We start from the raw sequence: 23,376 nt of genomic DNA, 5'->3' as shown, positions 1-23,376 counted from the left end.
ATCAGCCATTCCTCAGGGCGTAGTGCGCGCTGACCTGCGAAGCGCTCAGCGTGGTCGGGTAGACGGCGGTCTCGTCGATCTGCCCGGCGAAGAAGTTGCTCGTCGGGCGGCTCGGCCAGCCGGACAGGTTGTCCCCGCCGACCCGCCAGTAGCCGGGGTTGCCGTCGTTGCCGGAGACCAGGATGTTCGACGCGCGCAGCTGCCCGTCGACGTACAGCGCCATGCCCTGCCCGAAGGGGCCCTGGGTGGCGACGACGTGGTGCCACTGGCCGTCGTTGTAGGCGGCCGGGGTGGTGACGGTCCGTGCCCCACTGCTCTGGACGCCGAACACGAGCCGCCCGTCGTCGCGCATGTAGACGTTCTTGTCCTGACGGGTGCTGTTCTGCTGCGTCTTGTTCCCGAAGCCGATGATCTTGCCGCCCCGGGTGGTGGTGGTTCTGATCCAGGTCTCCACCGAGAACCGGCCCGGCGCGGCGTGCAGCCGGTTGCTGTACGCGTATTCGTCGGTGCCGTTGAAGCCGATCGCCGTCGAGGGCCCGGCGACCGCCGCCGGGGTCTGCCGGTAGGCGGGGCCGTTGCGCAGGAAGCCGTTGTTCAGATTCCCGCTGCTGTCGTGGGCGAAGGTGGACGTGCCCTCGTCGTAGCGCCAGTAGAGGCCCGCCCCGTCGGACCTGACCCGGGCCGGATAGGCCTCCGTCGCGTCCTCCACGGTCGCGGACTGCGCCGGGGACTTCGCGCTGGTGTTGATGCCGTCGCTCGCGGTGATCCGGTACGAGTGGGTCGCGCCCGGCGCGACGTCGGTGTCCGTCCAGGTCAGCTGGGGCCGGTCCCAGAAGACCGAGTATCCGGTCGTCGTGTGGACCGGGGTGTTCGAGCCGTCCTTGTAGATCCGGTAGGTCAGTTCACCGTCGTCGGTGTCGAAGCTGGTCTGCCAGTTCACGTCGATCCGCCCCGGGGTCAGCGTGGACAGGCTGACGTTGGGCACCCAGGGCGCGCCCGTGTCGGGGCCGTCCGCGAACCGGGTCAGACCCTGCTGCCGGTCGCCGTTGACCGTGGTGAACTCGCCGCCCACCCAGAGGTAGTGGCGGCCTCCGCTGCTCGCCTGGCTCATCACGCGCGGCCCGACCGGCTCGCCGATGCCGTCGTTGGTGTCCGGGAACCAGGGGAGCAGCTCGGGGTCGTCGACCGACTGGGCCAGCAGGTGTTTGCGCGGCTGGTCGGGGAAGGACCCCATGCTGGCGCAGTCGTGGGCGTGGCTGCCGCTGTACAGCACGCCCGAGTGGACCAGCACCGCCTGGGTCGCGCCGAGGCAGGTGTCCCGCCAGCGCTGGTCGAAGTCGTCGAGATCCAGTGCGATCCGGCCGTCGAACACTCCGCCGCCGGTGCCCTCGTTGGCGGTGTAGAAGCCGGAGGCGTCGGTGGTGATGTCCTGGACGGTGGAGTTGTCGTGGATGAATCCCGGGTAAGACTTGGTGAGTTGACCGGTGGTCGCGTCGACCACGGCCAGGGCGTGGGTGTTCGTTCCGTTGATCCGGAAGAAGTCCCCGCCGAGCAGCACGTGTTGCCCGTCCGGGGTCACCTCGATCGCCCGGGCGACCTCGTCGGCGTTGGCCGTGAAGGGCAGCAGCGAGGCTCCGGTCGTGACGGCGGCGAAGTGGTTCCTGGTCTGCCCGCCGACCGTGGTGAAGTCGCCGGCCAGATAGACCGTGTCGTCGGTGACGGCGAGCCCCCGCACGGTCGCCGAGACTCCGATCTTGAAGGTGTTGCTGACCGTGCAGCTCTCGGTGTCGATCGCCGCGATGTTGCTCACCCCGACGCCGTTCACCGCCCCGAACTGGCCGCCCGCGTACAGGGTCCCGCCGTCCGGGGACAGCGCCAGGGCCCGGACGGTCGCGGTCCCCGAGGAGATGGTGAAGGACAGCGAGCAGCCGGTGGGCGCCCCGGTCGCCGCGTCGAACGCGGCGAAGTTCACCGCGGGCTGTTCGTCCGTTCCGGGGGCGGCGGTGGGGGGCCGCAGGGTCGAGAAGGTGCCGCCCGCGTAGACGACGCCGTCTCCGGCGGCCATCGACCAGACGATGCCGTTGGTCTGCCAGGTGGTGAGGTCGTCCGCGGTGATGGCGACCGGTGGTGTCAGCGCCGCCGCCGGAGAGGTCCCGGCCGCGGTCGCGGTCAGGGCTCCGGCCAGCAGGCCGAGAGCGGCGGAAGCGGCCCGTACACGGCCGCGTCCTCCGGTTCTCTGCCCCGTACTTCCGTTCATCATTCAGCTCCGAAGGTGAGATTCGAGCTGCGGCCTGGAGGCCGCGGATCCTGCCTCGCCCGACCGGAAGCGCGGGACTGTCCGTCCCGCCGCCGGTCGGGCGAGTGAGTAGGCGGAGCCGAGGGCTCCGCCCGGTGCCGGCGCGGTGAGCTCCACCGACGGGTCGGTGGAGACGGCGGTCGTGCCGGTGATCTTCCCGAGCGCGGGCGCGGCTGGCGCCGGCCGGGAGTTGGGGGCGACCGACGAGGCGGTCCGAGCGCCGGTGAACGGCATCGCGCGGCCGTCGTCGGTGGAGGCGGCCGTGGGGCCGGACGGGTCCGCCGGGCGTACGCGCGGGAACGTGCCGCCCGGCCCGTTCACCTGTCCACCCGGACGGCGGCGCCGCTCAGCTGGTCGTCCAGTCGGCGGATGTCGGCGTCGACCATGATGCGGGCCAGCTCGCGCGACCTCACCTCGGGCTTCCAGCCCAGCAGCCGCTCGGCCTTCGACGCGTCTCCGATCAACGCGTCGACTTCGCTGGGGCGTTCGTACTTCGGGTCGTACCGCACGTGCTCGTGCCAGTCCAGCCCGGCGTGCTCGAAGGCGAACTCCACGAACTGCCGGACGCTGACGCCCTCGCCGGTGGCGACCACGTAGTCGTCCGGGGTGTCGCACTGGAGCATCCGCCACATGGCGTCCACGTACTCCGGCGCGTACCCCCAGTCCCGGACCGCGTCCAGATTGCCCAGGTGCAGCCGGTCCTGGAGACCGGCCTTGATCCGGGCGACGCCCCGGGTGATCTTCCGGGTCACGAAGGTCTCGCCCCGGCGCGGCGACTCATGGTTGAAGAGGATCCCGTTCACCGCGAACATGCCGTACGCCTCGCGGTAGTTGACCGTGGCCCAGTAGGCGTAGACCTTCGCCACGCTGTACGGGCTGCGCGGGTGGAACGAGGTGTCCTCGTTCTGCGGGGGCGGGCTGGCGCCGAACATCTCGGAGGACGAGGCCTGGTAGACCCGGGTCTCGATGCCGCTGGCCCGTACCGCCTCCAGGAGCCGGATGGTGCCGAGGCCCGTGACGTCACCGGTGTACAGCGGGGCGTCGAAGGACACCCGCACATGCGACTGCGCGCCCAGGTTGTAGACCTCGTCGGGCTGGATGTCGCGCAACAGGTTCACCAGGGCCACCCCGTCGGACAGGTCCGCGTGGTGCAGGACGAAGGAGCGCTCCGGCTCCTCGGGCCCCTGGTAGATGTGGTCGATCCGCTCGGTGTTGAAGCTGGAGGAGCGGCGTATGAGGCCGTGCACCGTGTACCCCTTGTCGAGCAACAACTCGGCCAGATACGAACCGTCCTGGCCGGTCACTCCGGTGATGAGCGCGGTCTTCGCCACGATTCCCCCTTCTCTGCTGATCGCCTCGGCGGCGACGTTCACCGACATATCTGAATTGGGGCGTTCTGCGGCGAAGTGTCACCGCAGTCCCTTTCTGCTGGCACAATCCGAGCCATGACGACCGAACTTCCCGTCCCTTCCCAGGAATCCGACCGCTCCCTACTGCGGCCCGGCTCCCGCATATTCGTCGCGGGACACCGCGGCCTGGTCGGCTCGGCGGTGGCCCGCCGCCTCGCCGACGACGGCCACGAGGTGCTCACCCGCGGCCGCGACCTCCTCGACCTGCGTGACGCCGCGCGGACCGGGGCGTATCTGAAGGAGGTGCGCCCGGACGCCGTGGTGCTGGCCGCCGCCAAGGTCGGCGGGATCATGGCCAACAGCACGTATCCCGTGCAGTTCCTGGAGGACAACCTGCGCATCCAGCTCAGCGTGATCGCCGGTGCGCACGCGGCCGGGGTCGAGCGGCTGCTCTTCCTCGGCTCGTCCTGCATCTACCCCCGGCTCGCGCCCCAGCCGATCCGGGAGGACGCACTGCTCACCGGCGAGCTGGAGCCCACCAACGAGGCGTACGCCCTCGCCAAGATCGCCGGAATCGTCCAGATCCAGTCGTACCGGCGGCAGTACGGCGCCTCCTACGTCAGCGCCATGCCCACCAATCTCTACGGGCCCGGCGACAACTTCGACCTGGAGACCTCGCACGTGCTGCCCGCGCTGATCCGCCGCTTCCACGAGGCGCGGCGGGACGGGGTACCCGAGGTGACCCTGTGGGGCTCCGGCTCCCCGCGCCGTGAGTTCCTCCATGTCGACGACCTCGCCGCCGCCTGCGTCACCCTGCTGGAGGCCTACGACGGCGACGAACCCGTCAACATCGGCTGCGGCGACGACCTCACCATCCGCGAACTCGCGGAGACGGTCCGGGAGGTGACGGGATACCGGGGCAGCATCGGCTGGGACACGTCGAAGCCCGACGGAACGCCCCGCAAGCTGCTCGACGTCACCCGCCTCTCCTCCCTCGGCTTCACGCCGCGGATCCCGCTGCGCGACGGCATCGCCCGCACGTACGCCTGGTGGCTCGGCCAACTCCAGCCCGCACAGTGACCGTTCGCCGCCGCCGAACGGTGTCCCGCGGCGGCGAACCGGCTGTGTTCCTCGCATCCGCACGCCCCCGCCCTCAGTAGGCCCCGCGGCCGTCGGTGACGGCGCGCACGGTGCGGGCGAGGAGTCCCATGTCGGCGGCGACCGACCAGTTGTCGACGTACCAGAGATCGAGCGCGACGGTCTCCTGCCAGGTCAGATCGGACCGGCCGCTCACCTGCCACAGCCCCGTGAGACCCGGTTTCACGGCGAGCCGGCGGTGCTCCCGCTCGTCGTAGCGCGAGGCCTCCTCCGGCAGCGGCGGCCTCGGGCCCACCAGCGACATCTGGCCCAGCAACACGTTGACCAGCTGCGGGAGTTCATCGATCGACGTCCGCCGCAGCAGCCGCCCGACCGGTGTCACCCGCGGGTCGCCGCGCATCTTGAACAGCGGGCCGTCCGCCTCGTTGGCCGCGGCCAGCCGCGCCTTGAGGTCCTCCGCGTCCGCCACCATCGTGCGGAACTTCCACATGGTGAACGGCCGGTTGTGCTGCCCCTGCCGGACCTGCCGGTGGAAGACGGGCCCCCGCGAGGACAGCCGGACGCTGAGCGCCACCGCCAGGAGCAGGGGCGTCAGGGCCAGCAGTCCGAACAGGGCCCCCGTGCGGTCCAGCACGTCCTTCAGCACCGCCTGCGGCCCCCCGCGCAGCGGCGGCGCGATGTGCAGCAGGGTGAGCCCGGCCGCGGTGGCGGGACGCACCCGCTCGGCCGCCACCCCGGTCAGCTCCGAGACCACGGACAGGGCGACGCCCCCGTCGTGCAGCCCCCAGCCGAGCCGGCGCAGCCGGTCCCCGGTCAGCTGGGGCCCGGGAGCCACCAGCACCAGGTCCGCCGCGTGGGCGTAGACCCCGCCGAGCACCGTCGACACGTCGTCGTCGGCCGGGCAGGACGCGAGGCGCCCCGGCACCTGCACCCCGTCCAGCTCCAGCCGGGCGGTGCCCACGGGTATCGCGGCTACCAGTCGATAGCCGTGGTCCGTACCGGAGTTGAGCAGCTCGGCCGCCCGGCCCACGCCCGAGGCCTCGCCGACCAGCAGCACCCTGCGGACCCGGTTACCCCGTCGTCCGGAGCGCTGCCACCGGCGCAGCCCCGCCACCGCCGTGGCGATGAGCAGCCCCGGTGTCACGGCCACGACGGCCGTGGCCGGGTCCACCGGGCTCCCCGCCGCGGTGTGCAGGACGGCCAGCAGGCCGATGAGCACGAGCCAGTCCCCGACCGGGCCGAGCGCGTCGCCGGGCCCGGTCCCCGGCCGGTCCGTGTACCGCCCCCGGACGCAGCGCAGCCCGGCCCAGAGCAGCCCCGCCACCACGGCGGCCGCCACCGGGCGGGGCTGGTCGCCGGCGCGCAGCAGCAGCCAGGCCGGACCGGTCAGGCCCAGCAGGTCGGTCAGCGCGGCGAGGGCCGGGCCGGGGGCCGGCTTCCGCCGGGCCGGCGCCCGGCCGGCCGGGTCGCGCTGTGCTGTCGGGGCCCTCCACAGTTGTTCCAGGGCCGCCGTGCGGTTCCGGGACGCGGCGGTGCGGGGGCGCGGTGCGCCCCGGAGCCCCACCGGCCCGGTCAGGTCGGTATCAGGTATCTCGACATGCCCCATGAACCCCCCAGTCACAGTCACACCCCCACAAACGGGGCGCATCCGCCGATCCCATGGACTGACGGATGCGCCCTCGCTCGGTGCACGATATCCACACACGTGCCATTTCGCTGGAGTTCTCGTGAAGTTCAGACGGCTCGTTCCAGAGGCCGCCGATCGGCCGGAACCATCCGATGTCGCCTTGTGGGTAAGGATGTTGAGGGAGAGGCCGACCGGCAAGCGCTTGTGCCGGGCGGTGCCCGGGGCGCGGCCCGTGGGCCCCCGGCCCCGGAGCGCCGCGGCGGGAACGCGTGAACCCCCTGGCCGGCGGTGTGCCGGGCCAGAGGGTTCGCGGATCGGCCCGCCCGCCCCGCGGGGTGGGGTGCGCTGCTACGGGGTCAGGACGCGCCGTCCGCGCGCCTCCTGGTGCGCCGGTGGATCAGCAGCCCGGTGCCGACGAGTGCCGCTGCCACGAGTGTTGCCGACATCACCGTGATTCCGGTGGCGGCCAGGCTGCCGCCGCCGGACGTGGTGGCGGCCCCGGTGCCGCCGCCGACCGTGGAGCCGGTGCCGCCGGACGCGCCGGAGTCACCGGACGCGCCGGCGCCGTCGGCCGTACCGGTGGAGCCGGAGCCCCCGGTGGTGGAGCCGCCGCCCGACCGCGTACCGCCCTCGCCGTCTGCCGCACCGGAACCTGTCGTACCGTCACCTCCGGTGCTGCCGCCGCCGGTCGTGCCGTCGCCGCCGCCCGTCTCCCCGCCACCGGTGGCTGCCGCGGTGACGGTGAGCGTCGCGGCCGAGGTGCGGGTGGTGCCGACGTCGTTGCGGAACTCGGCGCGGTAGCGGTAGCCGTCCTGCGCCGTTCTCGCGGTGAACGTGAGGGCCGGCCCGGTCGCGCCCTCGACGTCCCTCCAGGTCTGCGCGCCGTCGGCGCTGACCTGCCAGCGGACCGCGGGCTCAGGGGAGCCCTCCGCCGCCGCGTCGAGGGTGACTTCCTCGCCGTCCTCGGCCGCCAGGTCGGCGGGCGCGCGGGTCACCAGCGGCGAGACCTGCCGGACCAGCTTGGTGATCTTTCCCTCGGCGGGGCTCGTCACGAAGACGGTGGCCCCGCCCGGTTCGACGGCGAGCGAGGCCGCGCCGGACTGGGAGTGGTTGCCGGGCAGTGTCAGGTCCTTCGCGGCGACGGCGAAGTCACCGGTGTCGTACACGGTCAACGTGCCGTTGTTGTCATTGGCCGGATCGGAGAGGTCCCCGCCGTCCTGCCAGACGACGTAGGCCCGGCCCGTCACCGCGTCGAAGGCGGCGTCGCGGGCCAGGTCCTCGCCGACGAGCGTCTTGAGCGGCTTGCCCGCGGCGTCGAGGACCAGCACGGACCGGTTGACGCCGACCCACACCGCGCCGGTGGCCGGGTCCGTCTCGGTGAATCCGGCCATGCCCTGGGCTCCGGGCAGTTCGAAGGACGCGGTGACCGCGAACGACGCGAGGTCCACCCGGTGCAGCTGCCCGGCCGCGAAGTCGCTGAACCAGAGCGTGCCCCTGGCGGGGTCGGCGGCGAACTGCGTGCCGCCGGGGAGGGTGAGGCTCCGGGTCGCCGTTCCGGTGGCCCGGTCGATCTCGGAGAGCTTCGCGCCCTGGGCGACCAGCACCGTGGCCGGGGTCGTACCCGGGGCGATGTCGGTGATGGTGGACCCGGTGAGCCAGACGCCCGAGGCCTTCTCGTCACCGGCCTTGGCGCTCCCGACGCCCCGCAGCGGGTAGTTGTAGACGACGCCGTCGCCCGGCAGCGGTCCCGCGATGCGGGCGGCCGCCGAGGCGCGCACCTCCCCGGTGGGTCCGGGGGCCTGGCTGATCCAGCTCTCGGCCTTGCCGTCCTCGGGGTTCAGCACATGCAGCCCGCGCTCGTCGACGTCCGCGGTGTCGGGCAGGTTGTCCGCGCCGACGTACAGCTTCTCCGAGTCGGGGTGCAGCAGCAGGTCCAGCGGCTTGCCGGCCGAGGTGAAGTCGGCGGCGGCCTTGTAGGAGACGGTCCCCGCGGGCACGTCGACGCCCTCGCCCGGTTCGCCCGGCTCCTGGCCCGCGAAGGCGACGGGTACGCGGACGTCCTGCGACCGGTCGCCGCCGGCGCGGTGGTCGGCCCGGGTGACGAGGGAGCAGGCCACCGCGGCGCAGTCGAGGCCGTCGCCCTTCGCCGAGATCTCGATCTCCACGTCGAAGGTTCCGCCGGGCCCGAAAGCGCGGGCGAGGTCGCCCTCGTAGGGGTCGCCCGGGGGCACGATCCACTGCGAGGTCTTCGAGCCGCCGCTCATGTCCGCGCCGCCCAGGCAGGGGGAGGGCACCCGGTCGTCGCCGTTGTCCTTGCACAGGGCGACGTAGATGCCGGATCGGAGGCCGTACCCCTCGCCGGTGACCCGGATCTCCTCGCCGGCCGGGTCGAGGCCGGTGGTGGCCGAGACGGTCAGCTTCTGCCCCTGGGGGCCGGTGGCCGTCTTCGGGGTGCCGGAGTCGGCGCTGACGGCCGCGGCCGTGGGGACCGCCGCGAGCAGCAGGGCGGCGACGGCCGCCGTACCCGCCCGGCGTCCGAGTCTGCGGCGACCGCTCGGCGGGGTGCCGGGAGCGGTGCCCGGAGTGGATGTCATGTCATTCCTCGTCACGACGCGGGGGAGCCCGGTCCCGGCACGAGCGGCCGGAACCGGGCGAATGGCTGAGCTGCCCAAGGGAGTTGAGCAGTGCTGGACTGCACGGATCTGTGCGGTACTGCTCGCGGCCGGTCGGCGTTACACGAAGCTGACCGGCGCGTGGACGTCGTACTTGCGGTCGTTGGTGTCGGTGTGGTCGGCGCGGGTCACGATGGCGCACTCGACGGTGTCGCCGCAGACGTTCCCGCCGCCGAGGTCGGCCTTGACGTGTATCCGGACGCTGAAGGTGCCGCCCGCGCCGAACGGTGAGGTGTTGGGCAGGCCGCCGCCCAGGCCGGACACCCAGTGCGAGGCGCCGGTGGTGCCGGACTGGTCCTGGCCGCCGAGACACGGGGAGGGCTTGTTGGCGCCCTGGGCGCCGTTCACCACGCACAGGCTCACGTAGACGCCCTGACCGGCGTTGTAACCGCTGCCGGTGACGGTGATGTTGGCGCCCGCGGCGGCCGCGGTGTCCGGTCCGGAGAGCGACAGGTTGTAGGTGGCGCCCCCGTCGGTGACCGTACGGGTACCGGTCGCGGCGGCGGCGGGGGAGGCGAAGGTCAGGGCCAGCGCGGCGGCGGCGAACGCGGCGAGGCCCGTGCGGGCGACGGTACGGGTGGAGGGAACAGCACTCATGCGATGAGCACCTTTCTCGGCATCGGTAACCAGAACCACGGACACCCAGTCGACTTAGGTAAGGCATACCTAAGTCGATGTCTGTTGGGTTGTCAACAACTCTGCTGCCCGCGGGTGCTGTTCACGGATGGCGGTTCATGGGCGGTGCGGCATGGTGGTGCCCACGGGTGATTCCGGTCGGCCGGTTCCGTGCGGTTCCGGCCGGCGGCAGGGCCTGCTCGGTCCAGCGGTCCTTCCCGGTCGGGGCGTGTGCCCCCCGCCGTGCTCGCCGGGCTCAGCGCACCCCGTCGGGCCGGAACTGCACACTGATGCGCGGTCCGACGGCCCGCGCGGTCTTGGGGATCGCGTGCTCCCACGTGCGCTGGCAGCTGCCGCCCATGACGATCAGGTCGCCGTGCCCGAGCGTCCTGCGGACGGGGGCGGGGCCCGGGTGGCGAGGCCGCAGCGCGAGGTGCCGGGGGGCTCCCAGCGAGAGGATCGCGACCATCGTGTCCTCGGTGCTCCCCCGGCCGATGGTGTCCCCGTGCCAGGCCACCCCGTCCCGCCCGTCCCGGTAGAAGCACAGCCCCGCCGTGGTGAACGGTTCGCCCAGCTCGGCCGCGTAGTGCTCGCCCAGCCCGGTGCGGGCGGCTTCCAGGGCCGGGTGCGGAAGGGGGTCGCGGCGGCCGAAGAAGGCCAGCAGCCGGGGGACCGCCACCACGCGCTCGTACATGACGCGCTGCTCGGCGCGCCAGTCGACCTCGCGGACCAGTGTCTCGAACAGGGTGTCCGCGCCCCGGAGCCACTGCGGCAGCACGTCGATCCAGGCTCCGTGCCCCAGGTCGGTGCGCCGCAGTCTGCTCAGGGGGCCGGTTTCGACCTCGGCCCCCTGGTCGAAAAGCGAGCTTTGCAGGTGTACGGCCATGGGGAGAGCGTAACGCGATTCGAGCAAGTGTGCGAATAACGTTCGAGGGGGGCGGGGCTCCTGCTCAGCCTTCCTCGACCGGATCGGCGCACTTGCCGCCGGTCACCCCCTTGCCCCGCGGCCGCGCGGATCACCCTGGGGCCTGGTCCCGGAAGTGCCGGCCCGCAGCCGCACCGTGGACCGGGGCCGTGTTCGGCTACCGTTCCCTCCGTACGAGCCGACGCCCCCATCCCCCGCTGTTCTCCGAGGAGTTGCCCCCATGCCGCAGATCACCGTCGACTACTCCGGCACGCTCGCTGCGGCCTTCGACCGACAGGCCTTCGCGCTCGCCCTGCACCCGATCGTCGTCGCCACCGTCGACGCCCGCCCGGAGGCCTGCAAGACCCGCTTCCGCCGCGTCGACGACTTCGTCGTCGGCGACCGGACCGAGGGCCACGCCGTCCTGCACATCGAGATACGCCTGCTCCACGGCCGCACCGACGAGACCAAGATCCGCCTCGCGAACGCCGTACTGGATCTGATCGCCGCGCGGGTCGAGCCGGCCGACGGCGTGACCCTGCACGCCTCCGTCGAGGTCCCCAACCTGGACGCGGCCTTCCGGAAGCGCTGAACGGGCACCGCGTGGGGTAGGTCGGGTGGGCAGGACCGGAAGGCCGGAACGTCGAGTGAGTGGAGTGCCAGACGTGCGTGGAGGCAGCGTCGCCGTGGTCGGCGGCAGCATAGCGGGGTGTGCCGCGGCCCTGGCCGCCTCGCGCGGCGGAGCTGAGCGGATCACCGTCCTGGAACGCGCCGATGCCCGGCTCCGTGACCGAGGGGTGGGAATCGCCCTCCACAGCGACCGCTACGAGGAGTTGAGGGAGGCCGGATACGTCGCCCCGGAGATGCCCTGGGCACCGCTGAGCCGGCGGGTGTGGAGCGTGCGGGACGGCGACGCCGAGCACGGCCGGGTCGTCGGCGAGCAGCCGTTCCCCTTCCGTGCCTACAACTGGGGCTCCCTGTGGAGCGAACTGCGCCGCCGGGTGCCCGAGGGGGTCTCCTACCGGCCCGGCGCGGTGGTCACCGGGGTCGAGCCGGACGCCGACGGGGTGACGCTGCGCCTCGCGGACGGCCACCGGGAGCACTTCGACGTGGTGATCGGGGCGGACGGATACCGCTCCGTCGTCCGCGGGGCCATGTTCCCCGGCGCGGACGCCACGTACGCCGGATACATCGGATGGCGCGGCACGTCTCCCGACGTCGCCGGCCTCCCGTCGGACGGCCACGACGCGCACAACATCGTCTTCCCCGGCGGGCACTGCGTGATCTACCGCATCCCGGACGGCGTCGGCGGACACCGGCTCAACTGGGTGCTCTACACCGCGCCCCCCGAGGCCGACGGCCTCCACCCCGGCCTGCGGGCCCCCACCTCCCTCCCGCCGGGGCGGCTCGACTCCGAGCTCACCGCGCACCTGAGAGCCCTGGTCGCGGACAACTTCCCGCCGTACTGGGCGGCCAGGGTGCTCCGCACCCCCGCCGAGACCACCTTCATCCAGCCCATCTACGACCTGGAGACGCGGCACTACACCTCGGGACGGATGGTGCTCGTCGGTGACGCCGCCAGCGTCGCCCGGCCGCACATCGGCGGCGGCAGCGTGAAGGCGCTCCAGGACGCCACCGCCCTGGAGGCCGCCTGGACGGCCGGGCGCAGCTGGAAGGAGATCCTGGAGAGCTACGACGCCGGGCGCGGGCCCATCGGGTCGGCCATGGTCGCGCTCGCCCGCCGGATGGGCGCCGCGCAGGTCGAGCGGACACCCGACTGGTCCGCCATGGACCGGACCGCGTTCGACACGTGGTGGCAGGACCAGAACCAAGGCTCCGACCGGCGCAGCGGCTTCGGCGGCCACCGCCTGAAGGCCGGGTAGGCCTCCCGGGCGCGGGAAAGGGGGCGGGAAGGGGGCGCGGCTGGCGCGGCCCTGTGCCGCGCCGCGCCTCTTTCCCGCTCGCGTATCAGACCGCCGTCGGCGCCAGCTCCAGCGCCGCGTGCAGCGCGGTGCCGTCGGCGCGGGCGTCCGCGCCGTCCATGCGCAGCGTCGTCCGCCCCGAGGTGAGGACCGTGAGCGCCCCGGCGGACGCGACGGCCTGGGAGGGGCTGGGGGAGACCAGCAGGACGGCGATGCCCTCGGCCGCCAGCGTGGCCACCAAGTCGTGGACCTGCCGGACGAGCACCGGGGCGAGCCCCTCGGTCGGCTCGTCGAGGAGCAGCAGCCGCGGCGAACCGAGCAGGGCGCGGGCCAGCGCCAGCATCTGCTGCTCGCCGCCGGACAGCTCCGCACCCCGGTTGCCCCGGCGCTCGCCCAGCCGGGGCAACAGCTCCGTAACGCGCGCGGGGGTCCACACGCTGGGCCGCTCCGTGTCACCCCGGCGCGGGGGACGGTACGACAGCCGCAGGTGCTCGTCGACGGTGAGCCCGGCGAACACCCGGCGGCCCTGCGGTACGAGCCCGATCCCGGCACGGGCGATCCGGTGCGCGGGCTGCCCGGTCACCTCGCGGCCGTCGAGGCGTACGGTTCCGGCGCTGGGGCGCATCAGTCCGGCGACGGTGTGGACGAGGGTGGTCTTGCCAGCGCCGTTGTGGCCGACGACGGCGTGGACGGTGCCGGCGGGGACCGACAGGTCGAGCCCGTGCAGGACGGTGCCGCCGTGGTAGCCCGCGGTCAGGCCGGTGAGTTCGAGCATCGGGCGTCGGTCATCCTCTCGCCGGTGCGGCGGCCGGGCCCGCCGTCGAGCCGGTGCCGTGGTACGCGTCGCGGACCTCGGGATGCGCCAGAACCTCCTGGGTCGGGCCGGTGACGAGCAGCTTCCCGGCGGCCAGCACCGTGACGGTGGACGCGACCTGGGCGACCACCTCGACGTGGTGCTCGACCAGGATGACCGCGACGTCCGGAGGCAGACCGTCCAGGATGGCGAGCAGCCGGCCGATGTCGTCGTCGGTCAGTCCGGCCGCCGGCTCGTCCAGGAGCAGCAGCCGGGGGGCACCGGCCAGCGCGGCGGCGAGGTCGAGCATGCGGCGCTGCCCGTGCGAGAGCGTGGACGCCGGCCGGTGGGCGAGGTCCGCGAGACCGACGGTCTCCAGACCTCGGGCAGCGGACTCGGTGTGCAGCCGGTAGCGGGACGGGCTGCGCCAGGCCCCACGGCGCTTCGGGTGGTGCGGCCAACCGGCCAGGACGATGTTGTCCAGCACCGACAACTCACCGATCACCGAAGGCTGTTGGAAGCTTCGGGCGATGCCGAGACGGCTGCGCCTGGCGGTCGGCGTCCGGGTGATGTCGGCGCCGTCCAGGGCGATCGTGCCGTGGTCGGGCCGGTCCGTGCCCGCGATGAGATTGAGCAGAGTGGTCTTGCCGGCGCCGTTGGGACCGATGACGGCGTGCCGGGCGCCCGCCGGGAGCCGCAGGCTGACGTCGTCGACGGCGGTGAGGGTGCCGTACCGGCGGGTGAGCCGGGTGAGGTCCAGTACGGAGGGTTCCGGCGCTGCCGCGGTCGGTGCTGGTGTCATGGGGAGACCTTCCCGGCGGGGTGGGGGGCGGGCGGCGACGGGGGCCGGCCCCCGGTCACGGGAGCCTCGGACGGCGGCCCGCTCCCGCCGCCGGACCCACCGCGCAGCCCCGCGAGGCCGCGCGGCAACAGGTACACGGTGGCGACGAAGAGCACGCCGAGCAGCAGCGGCCCGTGGCCGGGCCAGGAACCGGCGACCCAGTCCCGGGTGGCGACGATGAGCCCGGCGCCCAGCAGGGCGCCGATCACGGACGTCGTACCGCCGATGACCACCGCCAGCAGAGCGAACGCCGCGATCTCGAACCCGACGTCGGCGGGGGCGAGATACTGCTGGACTGTCACCATCAGGGAACCGCCCACCCCGGCCAGCGCGCCCGCGCAGATGTGGGCCACCAACAGGTAGCGCCCCACGGGGTGCCCGGAGGCGCGCATCCGCGCCTCGGCACCCCGGGTGCCGGTCAGCAGCTTCCCCGCCGGGGAGCGCAGGACGAGCAGGGTGACGGAGACGGCGACGACGGCGACGACGAGCGCGTAGTTGTACAGCTGGCTCTCCTCCAGCATCTCCTCCCCGCCCCACAGCGCCCGGGTGGCCGGGAAGCCGACGAGCCCGTCGGCGCCGCCGGTCACGGACTTGAGCTGGTTGACGACCGCGCCGGTCAGCTCGCCGATGGCGAGCGTGATCATCAGGACGGTCGTGCCGCGGGCCCGGATCACCGCCGGCCCCACCGCCGCGGCGAAGACGGCGGCGGCGAGCGCCGAGAGGACGAGCTGCACGGGCCCCACCGTCCACCCCGCTTCCGCGAGGTTCGCGGTGGCGTACGCCCCCACGGCGAACGGCGCGGTCTGCCCGAGGGTGGGCAGTCCCGCGTAGCCGGTCAGGATGGTGACACTGACCGCGAGCAGCCCCAGGGCCAGGGCGGAACCCGCCAGCGAGATGCTGTACGCGTCGAGCAGGGCCGGCAGGGAGATCAGCACCACGAGCAGGACGAGCAGCGGAGCCGCCTGGCGCCATGCGGCCCCGCCCGGCAGCCGGCCGATCCGGACCGGCACCCGGCTCGCGTGCTCGCGGGGCGCCGCGCCGGCCCGGACCGCCCCGGCCACCTCCGCGGTCCGGCCTGCTCCCGACGCCCCTGCTGCCCCTGGCGGACTTGGCGTACCTGGCGTACCTGGCGTACCGGGTGTCCTCGGTGTCCCGCGCGGTCGTCGTCGCAGACGCCCGGCGAGGTGGTTCCGGAGCCGGGCGACCGGGTCCGGTCCGGGGTCCTCGGGGCCGTGCCCCGCGGTCGGTTCCGCGAAGCGGGAGCGCAGCACCAGCACCGCCGCCATCGCGGCGAAGAGCAGATACGGCGCCAGATCGGGTGCCAGCGAGACGCCCAGCGTCTGCACCTCGCCCACCGCGATCGCCGCGAAGAAGGTCGCCCACAGCGAGCGCAGCCCGCCGAGCACGACCACCACGAGGGAGAGCATCAGCACGTTCTCGGACGTACCGGGGCCGGGGCCGATGATCGGCGCCCCGAGCACGCCCGCCGCCCCGGCCAGCGCGCCGGCCGCCGCGAGGACGCCGGTGTGCACCGCCCGGGGGTTGCGTCCGGTGGCCGCGAGCATCTGCGGATCGTCGGCGGCGGCCCGTACCGCCGCACCCATCCGGGTCCGGGTCAGCACCCAGGTTCCGAACGCCGCGAGCAGCACCGCCATCACGATGAAGCAGAGCCGGTAGGCGGGGTAGCGGTGCCCCAGCAGCGTCACCGAGGAGTCGAGCGCCTCGGGCACGCGTACGGGAAGTTCGTCCGCACCGAAGAGCTGGATGAGCAGATCACCGCCGATCAGGGCGAGCCCGAACGTCAGCAGCGCCTGCGCGAGATGCCCACGCCGGGCGAGCGGAGCCGTCGCGGCGGACAGCCCCGCCCCGGCGACGCACGCCGCCGCGGTTCCGGCGGCCAGGCCGAGGGCGAGACCGCCCCAGGTCCCGTCGCTCAGCTCGGCCCCCGTGTAGGCGCCGATCGCGTACAGCGTGCCGTGCGACAGATTCAGCACACCCGCCGTGCCGAAGGCGAGACTCAGGCCGGCGGCGACCACGAACAGCAGCAGCCCGAAGGCCACCCCGTCCACCGCCGGTATGAGGTGGGCATCGAGGAGATCCACGTCAGCTGCCGAGCGTCGCCAGGTCCTGGACCATGACGTTGGCCAACTGGGCCCCGTCCGGCCGCACCTGGCGCAGGTACCACGTCTGCACCGGCGAGTGGGCCTTGTCGCCGAACTCCCAGGCGCCGCGCGGGCTGTCGATCTGGCCCAGACCCGCGATGGCCTTGTTGATGGTCCTCGACGTGACGTCGCCGTCCTTCGCCGCGTCGGCGATCGCCTTGTCCAGTACGGCGGCCGCGTCGTACGACGCCATCGCGTAGGTGGTGGGCTGCGTGTCGTGCTCCGCCGTCCAGTCGGCGGCGAACGTGCGGTTCGCCTCGTTGTCGAGGTCGGCCGCGTAGTTCAGGACCGAGTAGATGTCCTTCGCCGCCGCGCCCTGCGCCTGGAGCACGCTGCCCTCGGTCACGAAGGCCGTGTACAGCGGCAGATCGGCGATGTCCGACTGGGCGTACTGCTTGGCGAAGTCGATCGCGGCCTTGCCGGCGTAGAAGCAGTACACCGCCTCGGCGTCCGTCTTGGCGATCTCCGCGAAGTACGGCATGAAGTTGGTCGTCTTCGGGAACGGCGTCCAGGTGGTCTTGCCGTCCGGGTTGGCGAGCTTCCCCTTGATCCGCTTGAACTCATCGGTGAAACCGCGCAGTTCGTCGTGACCGCCCTGGTAGTCGGGGCCGATCGCGTAGACCGGCCCGTCGACCTTGTCCTTGATGTACGGGGCGATGGCCCGGCCCGGCTCGTCGGACAGGAAGCTGGTCGTCCAGACGTACTCGATGTCCTTGACCGGAGGCCGGGCGTTCGATCCCAGGAAGGGGATCTTGGCCTGCTGGATCAGCGGCAGCACCGCGTTGACCGAACCGCCGCCGACGAGGCCCGTCAGCACGTCGACCCTGTCCTTCTTGACGAGCTTGGTGGCCGCCGGCACGGCGGTCGGCGGGCCGTCGCCCTCGTCCGCCACGATCAGCTCGACCTTTCGGCCGCCCAGCTTGTTGCCATGGGTCTCCAGATACAGCTTGAAGCCGTCCCGCAGCTCCGTGCCGACCGGCTCGTAGGTGCCCGACAGGGAGGCCACCAGGCCGATCTTCACGGTGTCGTCGTCGGCGCCGCTGTCGGCGCTGCAACCGGTGACGGCCGCCAGGCCGAGGGCGAGGGCGGCAGCGCCGGCCGGCCGGAATCTGCGGCGGAGGGGGCGGGAAAGGGCGAAGGGGAACATGGGGCTCACATCACAGTCTCGGGGGCAGGGGTTTCGTGCGTGCCGGTCAGGACGGGTGCGGCGGATGGCCGCCACCGGTGGGAGTCCGGACCGGCGCGCAGTACGCGGTACGGGGGTGGAGACGCCCGTACCGGCGGTCAGCGGAGGGGCGGGAGGCTCGGATCGCGGAGCTGGGGAGAGAGCGAGTCGCCGACCTGGTTGATCAGTTCGGACATCATGTAGCTGACCTCGCCGATGTCCGCGTCCCTGGTCGTGGTGACGAGGAGCGAGGCACCGCTGGAGACGGCCATCGAGAACATGTAGCCGCCCTCCATCGCGGTCAGGCTGTGCTCCACGGGGTCGGTGTTGGTCAACTGGGCAGCCGCGGAAAGCAGGTTGACGACACCGGACGCGATGGCGGCCAGCCGCTCGGCGTCGTCGCGTTCCACACCGGTGTACGCCAGCGCGAGTCCGTCCACGGACACGGCTACCGCCTGGGTGACTTCCGGGAGGCGCCCGGCGAAATCGCTCAGGATCCAGCTCAGGTCGGAGGAGGTGGTCATTTCTCGGTCCGTTCGGTGGTGTCGTCCGGGGCGGAACGCCCCCGGTGGTTCGTGCTCCGGTTGATGCCCTGGGCGTACGCCGCCAGCACGTCGGAGACCTGTCGGGAGTCCCGGCGGCGGGGCGCCGGCCGCGGCGCGCCGGCCCCGGGGCGCTGTTCGGCACCCGTCCGCTTCCCCGCGGCGGGCCACTGCTGAGGCGCTCTGGGTTGCCGCAGGGGCAGCCCCGAGGAGCTGACGCCGGCGACGCGCGACACCGGCTCGTCGTGCACGGGGTGCGGCGCGGGCGTGGTGCCGTGGTCCCGCTCACGGATGGAGCCGGGGGGCCCGTCGTGGCCGGACGGGGTCTTCCGCTCGCCGCCTGCCGGGGCGCCGGCCCCGGCGGCGCCGACGCCCGCCCCGACCGGAGTGCTGTCGTGGCCGGGGCGCGCATGCGCGGTGGCCGGCTGCCGGTGGCCCCCCGGCCCCGGCGGTGTGATCGGCCGGGGCGCCTCGTAGCCGACATCGCTGCCGAGCGGGCCCGGCGTCGGAGCCCGGTCTTCCTTCAGGTCCAGTGCCAACACCTTCGCGGGCAGCGTGACCTCGGCGATGGTGCCGGGGCCCGAGGAGTCGCGCAGTTCCACGACGATGCCGTGGCGCGCGGCGAGCCGTGCCACCACATGCAGCCCCATGGACCGTACGTCGCCGATGCCCGCCTGAGGTTCGAGCAGCGCGGTGTTGTGGACCGCGCGGCGTTCCGCCGGGATGCCCACGCCCTCGTCGACGATCTGCACGATGGCCCGGTCCCACAGCCGCCAGACGGCGACCCCGACCTGCTTGTCCGGGGGCGAGTAGCGGGTCGCGTTGTCGAGGAGCTCCGCCAGGATGTGCGCCACGTCGTGCACGGCGCGGGCGGTGATCCCGATCCCCGACTCGATCACGCCGAGGGAGACGCGGTCGAACCGCTCGATCTGCTGGGCGGCGGCCACGATGACGGTGGAGCAGCCCACATCGGCGGAGCGCACCCGGGCGTTTCCGTAACCACCCAGTACCAGAAGGTTGTTGGTGTTGCGCTCCATGCGGACGGCGAGGTGGTCGAGAGCGAAGAGGGCCTTCATCCGTACGGGGTCGGCCTCGTCGCGCTGCACGGTGTCCAGCTCGGACACCATGACGGCGGTCAACCGTGCTCCCCGGCGTGCGACACCGACCAGCGTCTCCGCCAACTGCTCATGAACATGCGCCTGTTGGGCGGCAAGGCGGACGGCCTCGTGGTGGACGGCGTTGAACGCCTCACCGACCTCGCCGATCTCGTCCTCGCCCGTGGTGCTGACGGGGTCACCGGTCCGCCGGGCCACCTCCTCGGGCGTCGCGCCGCGCAGTGCGCCGGGCTGGGACAGCTCGCTCATCACCGCGGGCAGCCCGGAGTGGGCGACCTCGTGCGCGGCGTTGCGCAGGTCGCGCAGCCTCCGGATCATGACGCGGCCCAGGCGGACCGCGACGACGACCACACCGACCAGGGTCAGCACCACCAGCGCGACCTCCGCGCCGGCCGTCCAGATGAGAGTGGTGCGTACGTCCAGGACCTGGGCGAGGACGGCCGCGTCGACCCGCTTCTCCACCGAACGCAGCAGCGCCTGGCGGTCGTTGGCCGCCTTCTGCCATTCCTTCGGGGTGACCGTGATGTCCTTGCCGGCGCCCGTCCGCCCGATCTCGTCCTCAAGGCGTCGGGCCTCCAGGGCCTTCGCCCCGGAGAGGGTGCGCTCCAGCCAGGTCCGCCACTCGCCCGGCCCGAGGTCGAACATGGCGCCGGTCGACTCGGTGTAACCCATCCGGCCGGCGTCGAAGGTCCGCTGCGAGGCGATGGTGAAGCCGCCCGCGGCCTGCGCCCTCGCGACGGTGACCTGCTGCTGGGCCGTGTGCTCCGCGGCCTCGGACAGGGCGGCGGCGGCGCGGATCCGGTCCGCGATGTCGGCGTCCACGCCGTCCGCCTGCGCGATGCCGTCGCGGTAGCTGTTGAGGTCGGCGATCACGATCCGATAGCCGAAGGCGAGGGCGGAGACGGTGCTGCTTCCCGAGCGCACCTGTGCGCGGAGGCCGGGCATCTCCTCGACGAAGCGCTCGATACGGTCCAGGGCGCCCCGCGCGCTGCCGGGTACCGCGGAGAGCCCCTTGGTCCGGCTGCGGAATCCGGCGATGCTCTCGTCGGTCGCGTTCGTACGTAACCGGAATGCCTCCGCGTCTCCCTGTTCGGAGATCAGGGCGGTGGCCGCCGCCCGCTCACGCTGTAATCGGTTGGTCAACTCGCTTGCTGCGTCCGCGACTTCGACCATCGAGGCCAGCCGGTCGGCCTGGAGCGCCTGGTTGGTCGCGGGGGCGAGCGCCAGGACCGAGAAGGCGACGGCCACGGTGAGCGGTGCGGTGACGAGGAGTACGAGGCGACGATTGATTTTCACTGCGCGGCTCCGTCGCCGGAACCGGGCTGGAGTATCGGTGACACGCGGATACCTGTACCTGTTGACGAATGGTGGGGTGTCGGTGAGGGCGTGCTGCTGAGGGGAACGATGACGGTGGGGGGGAGGCGTGCCGGTGGGGCAGGAGAGGCCCCGGGGCGCGCGGCATGATCCTATGCCGTAGTACACGCCGCCGGATGGGTGAATCAGCGAAAATTCTGCGCACCGGGCGCACGCAGATGTTCGGACTTCGCCCTCAAGTAAGCACAAAACAAAGGTTCTTGACTGTGCCTGCGCGAACGCGGCCAAGGTGGTCTGTGCATCGCTGAATGCCGACATATGCCTGTGCGCAGTGTCAACGACATTCATTCCTGCGTGATAATGGCGCCCGTGTACGCTGGGGAGATCACAGAGAACGCCGCTGCATCGGTCGGCGCCCTGGTCACCGGAGCCGAGATCGCTCGGTTGGTCGGTGTCACCCGGGCGGCAGTCTCCAATTGGCGACGGCGCTATGACGACTTCCCCGCGCCGGGGGGAGGTGCCGCCAACAGCCCGCTCTTCTCGCTCGTCGAGGTTCAGGCCTGGCTGGACAGGCAGCGCAAGGGCCAGGAGATCTCGCCCGAGGTCGAGCTGTGGCAGGCGCTGCGGGCCGTCTATGGAGAACAGCTGGTCGCGGGCTTGGCGGAGGTGGCCGCGGCCCTGGCCGGGAATCCCTCACCCGGCCTGCCGAACGAGGTGATGGACCGCGTGCGGCGCCTGGCCAGGAGTGAGGCGCCGGTCGACCTGGTCAACGGCCTGACCGAGCGGTTCGTGGACTCGGCGCGGCGGGCGGGGTCGGACCAGGTGACCCCTGAACGCATCGTGCGGGCCGTGCGCCACTTCGCCCCCGAACTCCCCGCGGACGCGACGGTCTTCGACCCCGCCTGCGGCATCGGGCTGCTGTTCATGGCGGTCGCCCCGGGGACGGACGCGCGCTGCTGCGGTCAGGAATCGGACGCCGACAGCGCTCGTTTCGCACAGCTCCGTGCCGATCTCCTGGAGTCCGGCCGGGTCACCGTCGTGGAAGGGGATTCCCTGCGCGCCGACGCGTGGCCCGACCTCAGGGCCGACCTCGTGGTCTGCGACCCGCCGGCCGGCGTCACCGAGTGGGGGCGGGAGGAGATGCTGCTCGACGCCCGCTGGGAGCTGGGCACGCCGTCCAAGGCCGAGGGCGAGCTGGCGTGGCTGCAACACGCTTACGCGCATACCGCGCCGGGCGGCCACGTCCTGATGGTCATGCCGGCCTCGGTGGCCTACCGCAAGGCGGGGCGTCGCATGCGGGCGGAGCTCGTACGCCGCGGCATTCTGCGTCAAGTGGTCGCCCTGCCACCGGGAGTGGCGACCGCGCACTCCCTGCCTGTGCACATCTGGTGCCTCAGACGTCCCCTCGGCAAGGGAGACGGGGACGCCCGTCAGTCCGTGCGCATGGTCGACCTGACGGGCAACGGCCCGGACGGCGGCCTGGGCCCCGGCCCGGATCAGGTCGCGGAAGTGCCGTTGATCGAACTTCTCGACGACACCGTCGACCTCACCCCCGGCATGCATCTGCGGCCCCGTCACCGCGACTTCCCCGAGGAGTACGCGACCCTGCGCAAGGAAGTGGAGAAACGAGTCACCCGACTGCTCGCGCTTCTGCCCGAGTTGGCCGGGGGCGGTGAGCCGGGATCGCTGGACGGCGCGACCACGAGCATCGCCGATCTCGCCCGGGCCGGGCTGGTCGGCTACGAGGACTCGGAGCCCGTCTCGGCGAGTGACCAGCTCGACACGGACTACCTGCGGGGGTTTCTGCGCAGCTCCGCGAACACCCGTCGGTCCACGAGCGCCGGCGGGACCCATCGCCTCGACACGCGGGGCGCGCGTCTCCCCAGAATGGGCATCGAAGAGCAGCGCCGCTACGGCTCCGCCTTCCGCTCCCTGTCCGCGTTCGAGCAGGACGCGCGTGAGATCGGCGAGCTGAGCAGACAGCTCGCCGATCTCGCACGGGACGGTCTGGCCGGCGGCGGACTGGTGCCCGAGGACTGAGTCGTCGCGCGAGGCAGCCCCGTGTTCGGCCGGGCCCGTTCCGGGGCCGGTCAGGCGGGACAGGGGGACGGGGGAGGACGGGGGTAGTAAGGGGCTCGGCTCCGAGCTCCACGTGACGGACAGGGCCTCGCGAGCGCGCGTGCGGGCGACGGAGAGCAGACAGCGTTCCCGGAGCAGATCGGTCTCGTGGTGGAGCGGGTCCGTTTCCCGGGTCTCCTCCGCCGTGTCCAGGGAGAGGTTGAAGAGCGCGCAGACACCGATCCAGGAACCGCGCGGTGAACGGGAGACCGAGCTGCCTGACCGTCTTCTCCCACAGCTGTCGCTGATCCCGGTCCCCGATAGGCCTGGGCGCGGTCGCCGACGCCGCCCGGCGGATGCCGTGCGTGAAGGCATCGACCGTCGTCACGTCCACGCGCGCGAGCGCCTTCTCGTCCTGGTCGAGGAGCAGACCGAGCATGTCGCGCAGTCCGGCCGCGAGCGAGTTCGTGTACGTGGTCAGCAGGATGCGACTGTCCGCGGACCGGCGGCCGGGCACCGGATCGGCGTGATCGTCGCCTCCGCGCGCACCGGGGCCCGACCTCACGAGACGTCTGGAGCGGGCCGGGCTCGCCCAGGAGCCGCAGTTGTACAGCTCGGCGGCGGCCGCCGGTCGCTACCGGGACCTCGACCTCGTCCGCTCCGGTGTCGTCCTGGTCCACCGGGAGAGCGTCAAGGGCCTGGACTCCGACGCTGTCTTCATCTCCGACGCCGAGTCCGACGCGGCCGGCGCCCCCACGGCCGCAGCCCTCCGCATGACCTACTACGTCATGATCACCCGTGCCCGGGAGGAGGCGGTCCTGGGCTGGCGGGGCCATCGGCCGCCCCGCCACCTGGAGCAGTTGGGCGTACGCGTCATAACGGCCTGAGGGCCGGCCACCGGCA

At 72.7% G+C, this 23,376-nt stretch carries 18 protein-coding genes; 5 read left to right on the top strand and 13 right to left on the bottom strand.

The window, feature by feature from the left end:
* Nucleotide 1: 1 nt before the first annotated feature.
* The 3 genes from D581_RS0109315 to gmd are packed head-to-tail and all read right to left on the bottom strand — an operon-like array spanning nt 2 to nt 3,627.
* A complete protein-coding gene (locus D581_RS0109315; protein WP_018956973.1) occupies nt 2-2,260 on the bottom strand; it encodes a LamG domain-containing protein in 2,259 nt (752 codons plus the stop codon).
* Complete coding sequence (locus tag D581_RS0109310) at nt 2,261-2,617, bottom strand: hypothetical protein (protein ID WP_018956972.1); 357 nt, start codon at nt 2,615-2,617, stop codon at nt 2,261-2,263.
* Nucleotides 2,614-3,627: a GDP-mannose 4,6-dehydratase gene (gmd, locus tag D581_RS0109305; protein ID WP_026290358.1), complete on the bottom strand. Its 1,014-nt coding sequence runs from the start codon at nt 3,625-3,627 to the stop codon at nt 2,614-2,616. Before gmd ends, D581_RS0109310 begins: the two co-directional genes overlap by 4 nt.
* Before the next feature lie 114 nt (nt 3,628-3,741).
* Here gmd and D581_RS0109300 point away from each other — a divergent pair, with 114 nt between their 5' ends.
* Entirely contained in the window at nt 3,742-4,725 is a 984-nt protein-coding gene (locus tag D581_RS0109300; protein WP_018956970.1) for a GDP-L-fucose synthase family protein, read from the top strand.
* 73 nt (nt 4,726-4,798) lie between these two features.
* On the opposite strand, the gene D581_RS0109295 is transcribed toward D581_RS0109300, so the two are convergent.
* The 4 genes from D581_RS0109295 to D581_RS0109280 all read right to left on the bottom strand — a co-directional run bounded on the left by D581_RS0109295 (nt 4,799) and on the right by D581_RS0109280 (nt 10,543).
* Nucleotides 4,799-6,349, bottom strand: a complete 1,551-nt coding sequence (locus D581_RS0109295; RefSeq protein WP_199787780.1) for a sugar transferase — start codon at nt 6,347-6,349, stop codon at nt 4,799-4,801.
* Nucleotides 6,350-6,726: 377 nt separating this feature from the next.
* Entirely contained in the window at nt 6,727-8,964 is a 2,238-nt protein-coding gene (locus D581_RS0109290) for a hypothetical protein (RefSeq protein ID WP_018956968.1), read from the bottom strand.
* A gap of 138 nt (nt 8,965-9,102) precedes the next feature.
* On the bottom strand, nt 9,103-9,639 hold the full coding sequence (locus D581_RS0109285) for a hypothetical protein (protein ID WP_018956967.1): 537 nt from the start codon (nt 9,637-9,639) through the stop codon (nt 9,103-9,105).
* Nucleotides 9,640-9,913: 274 nt separating this feature from the next.
* Nucleotides 9,914-10,543, bottom strand: a complete 630-nt coding sequence (locus D581_RS0109280; RefSeq protein WP_026290357.1) for an alpha-ketoglutarate-dependent dioxygenase AlkB — start codon at nt 10,541-10,543, stop codon at nt 9,914-9,916.
* 259 nt (nt 10,544-10,802) lie between these two features.
* Between D581_RS0109280 and D581_RS0109275 the strand changes: the two genes are divergently transcribed.
* On the top strand, nt 10,803-11,153 hold the full coding sequence (locus D581_RS0109275; protein WP_018956965.1) for an isomerase: 351 nt from the start codon (nt 10,803-10,805) through the stop codon (nt 11,151-11,153).
* A 73-nt stretch (nt 11,154-11,226) separates the two neighbouring features.
* Nucleotides 11,227-12,444, top strand: coding sequence for an FAD-dependent monooxygenase (locus D581_RS0109270; RefSeq protein ID WP_018956964.1), 1,218 nt, complete (start codon nt 11,227-11,229; stop codon nt 12,442-12,444).
* Nucleotides 12,445-12,529: 85 nt separating this feature from the next.
* Here the strand turns inward: D581_RS0109270 and D581_RS0109265 are convergent, their stop codons facing one another.
* From D581_RS0109265 to D581_RS0109240, 6 genes are all read right to left on the bottom strand, one after another.
* Nucleotides 12,530-13,258, bottom strand: coding sequence for an ABC transporter ATP-binding protein (locus tag D581_RS0109265; RefSeq protein WP_018956963.1), 729 nt, complete (start codon nt 13,256-13,258; stop codon nt 12,530-12,532).
* Nucleotides 13,259-13,268: 10 nt separating this feature from the next.
* The gene (locus tag D581_RS0109260; RefSeq protein ID WP_018956962.1) at nt 13,269-14,078 is read right to left on the bottom strand and encodes an ATP-binding cassette domain-containing protein; all 810 of its coding nucleotides are present in this window, start codon (nt 14,076-14,078) and stop codon (nt 13,269-13,271) included.
* Entirely contained in the window at nt 14,075-16,219 is a 2,145-nt protein-coding gene (locus D581_RS0109255) for a branched-chain amino acid ABC transporter permease (RefSeq protein WP_018956961.1), read from the bottom strand. Before D581_RS0109255 ends, D581_RS0109260 begins: the two co-directional genes overlap by 4 nt.
* A 1-nt stretch (nt 16,220) precedes the next feature.
* Nucleotides 16,221-17,426 (bottom strand): ABC transporter substrate-binding protein, encoded by a 1,206-nt coding sequence (locus D581_RS0109250; RefSeq protein ID WP_018956960.1) that lies wholly within the window; start codon nt 17,424-17,426, stop codon nt 16,221-16,223.
* A 137-nt stretch (nt 17,427-17,563) separates the two neighbouring features.
* Nucleotides 17,564-17,968 (bottom strand): roadblock/LC7 domain-containing protein, encoded by a 405-nt coding sequence (locus D581_RS0109245; RefSeq protein ID WP_018956959.1) that lies wholly within the window; start codon nt 17,966-17,968, stop codon nt 17,564-17,566.
* Nucleotides 17,965-20,397 carry a nitrate- and nitrite sensing domain-containing protein gene (locus D581_RS0109240; protein WP_026290356.1) on the bottom strand — a complete coding sequence of 811 codons (2,433 nt, stop codon included), beginning with the start codon at nt 20,395-20,397 and terminating at the stop codon, nt 17,965-17,967. The genes D581_RS0109245 and D581_RS0109240 overlap by 4 nt, the downstream gene beginning before the upstream one ends.
* 378 nt (nt 20,398-20,775) lie before the next feature.
* Between D581_RS0109240 and D581_RS0109235 the strand changes: the two genes are divergently transcribed.
* Both D581_RS0109235 and D581_RS0109225 read left to right on the top strand, forming a co-directional pair.
* Nucleotides 20,776-22,455, top strand: a complete 1,680-nt coding sequence (locus tag D581_RS0109235) for an N-6 DNA methylase (protein WP_018956958.1) — start codon at nt 20,776-20,778, stop codon at nt 22,453-22,455.
* Nucleotides 22,456-23,078: 623 nt separating this feature from the next.
* Nucleotides 23,079-23,360: a hypothetical protein gene (locus tag D581_RS0109225; RefSeq protein WP_018956956.1), complete on the top strand. Its 282-nt coding sequence runs from the start codon at nt 23,079-23,081 to the stop codon at nt 23,358-23,360.
* Nucleotides 23,361-23,376: the final 16 nt, after the last annotated feature.

This window comes from Streptomyces sp. CNB091 (assembly GCF_000377965.1).
The sequence above is the reverse complement of the archived record's forward strand: the minus strand, read 5'-3'. Positions and strand labels throughout refer to the sequence as shown.

Coding starts and splice junctions, on each gene's coding strand:
- D581_RS0109315 (WP_018956973.1), bottom strand. CDS start 2,260: ATGATGAACGGAAGTACGGGGCAGAGAACCGGAGGACGCGGCCGTGTA.
- D581_RS0109300 (WP_018956970.1), top strand. CDS start 3,742: ATGACGACCGAACTTCCCGTCCCTTCCCAGGAATCCGACCGCTCCCTA.
- D581_RS0109295 (WP_199787780.1), bottom strand. CDS start 6,349: ATGGGGCATGTCGAGATACCTGATACCGACCTGACCGGGCCGGTGGGG.
- D581_RS0109290 (WP_018956968.1), bottom strand. CDS start 8,964: ATGACATCCACTCCGGGCACCGCTCCCGGCACCCCGCCGAGCGGTCGC.
- D581_RS0109285 (WP_018956967.1), bottom strand. CDS start 9,639: ATGAGTGCTGTTCCCTCCACCCGTACCGTCGCCCGCACGGGCCTCGCC.
- D581_RS0109280 (WP_026290357.1), bottom strand. CDS start 10,543: ATGGCCGTACACCTGCAAAGCTCGCTTTTCGACCAGGGGGCCGAGGTC.
- D581_RS0109275 (WP_018956965.1), top strand. CDS start 10,803: ATGCCGCAGATCACCGTCGACTACTCCGGCACGCTCGCTGCGGCCTTC.
- D581_RS0109265 (WP_018956963.1), bottom strand. CDS start 13,258: ATGCTCGAACTCACCGGCCTGACCGCGGGCTACCACGGCGGCACCGTC.
- D581_RS0109260 (WP_018956962.1), bottom strand. CDS start 14,078: ATGACACCAGCACCGACCGCGGCAGCGCCGGAACCCTCCGTACTGGAC.
- D581_RS0109250 (WP_018956960.1), bottom strand. CDS start 17,426: ATGTTCCCCTTCGCCCTTTCCCGCCCCCTCCGCCGCAGATTCCGGCCG.
- D581_RS0109245 (WP_018956959.1), bottom strand. CDS start 17,968: ATGACCACCTCCTCCGACCTGAGCTGGATCCTGAGCGATTTCGCCGGG.
- D581_RS0109235 (WP_018956958.1), top strand. CDS start 20,776: ATGGCGCCCGTGTACGCTGGGGAGATCACAGAGAACGCCGCTGCATCG.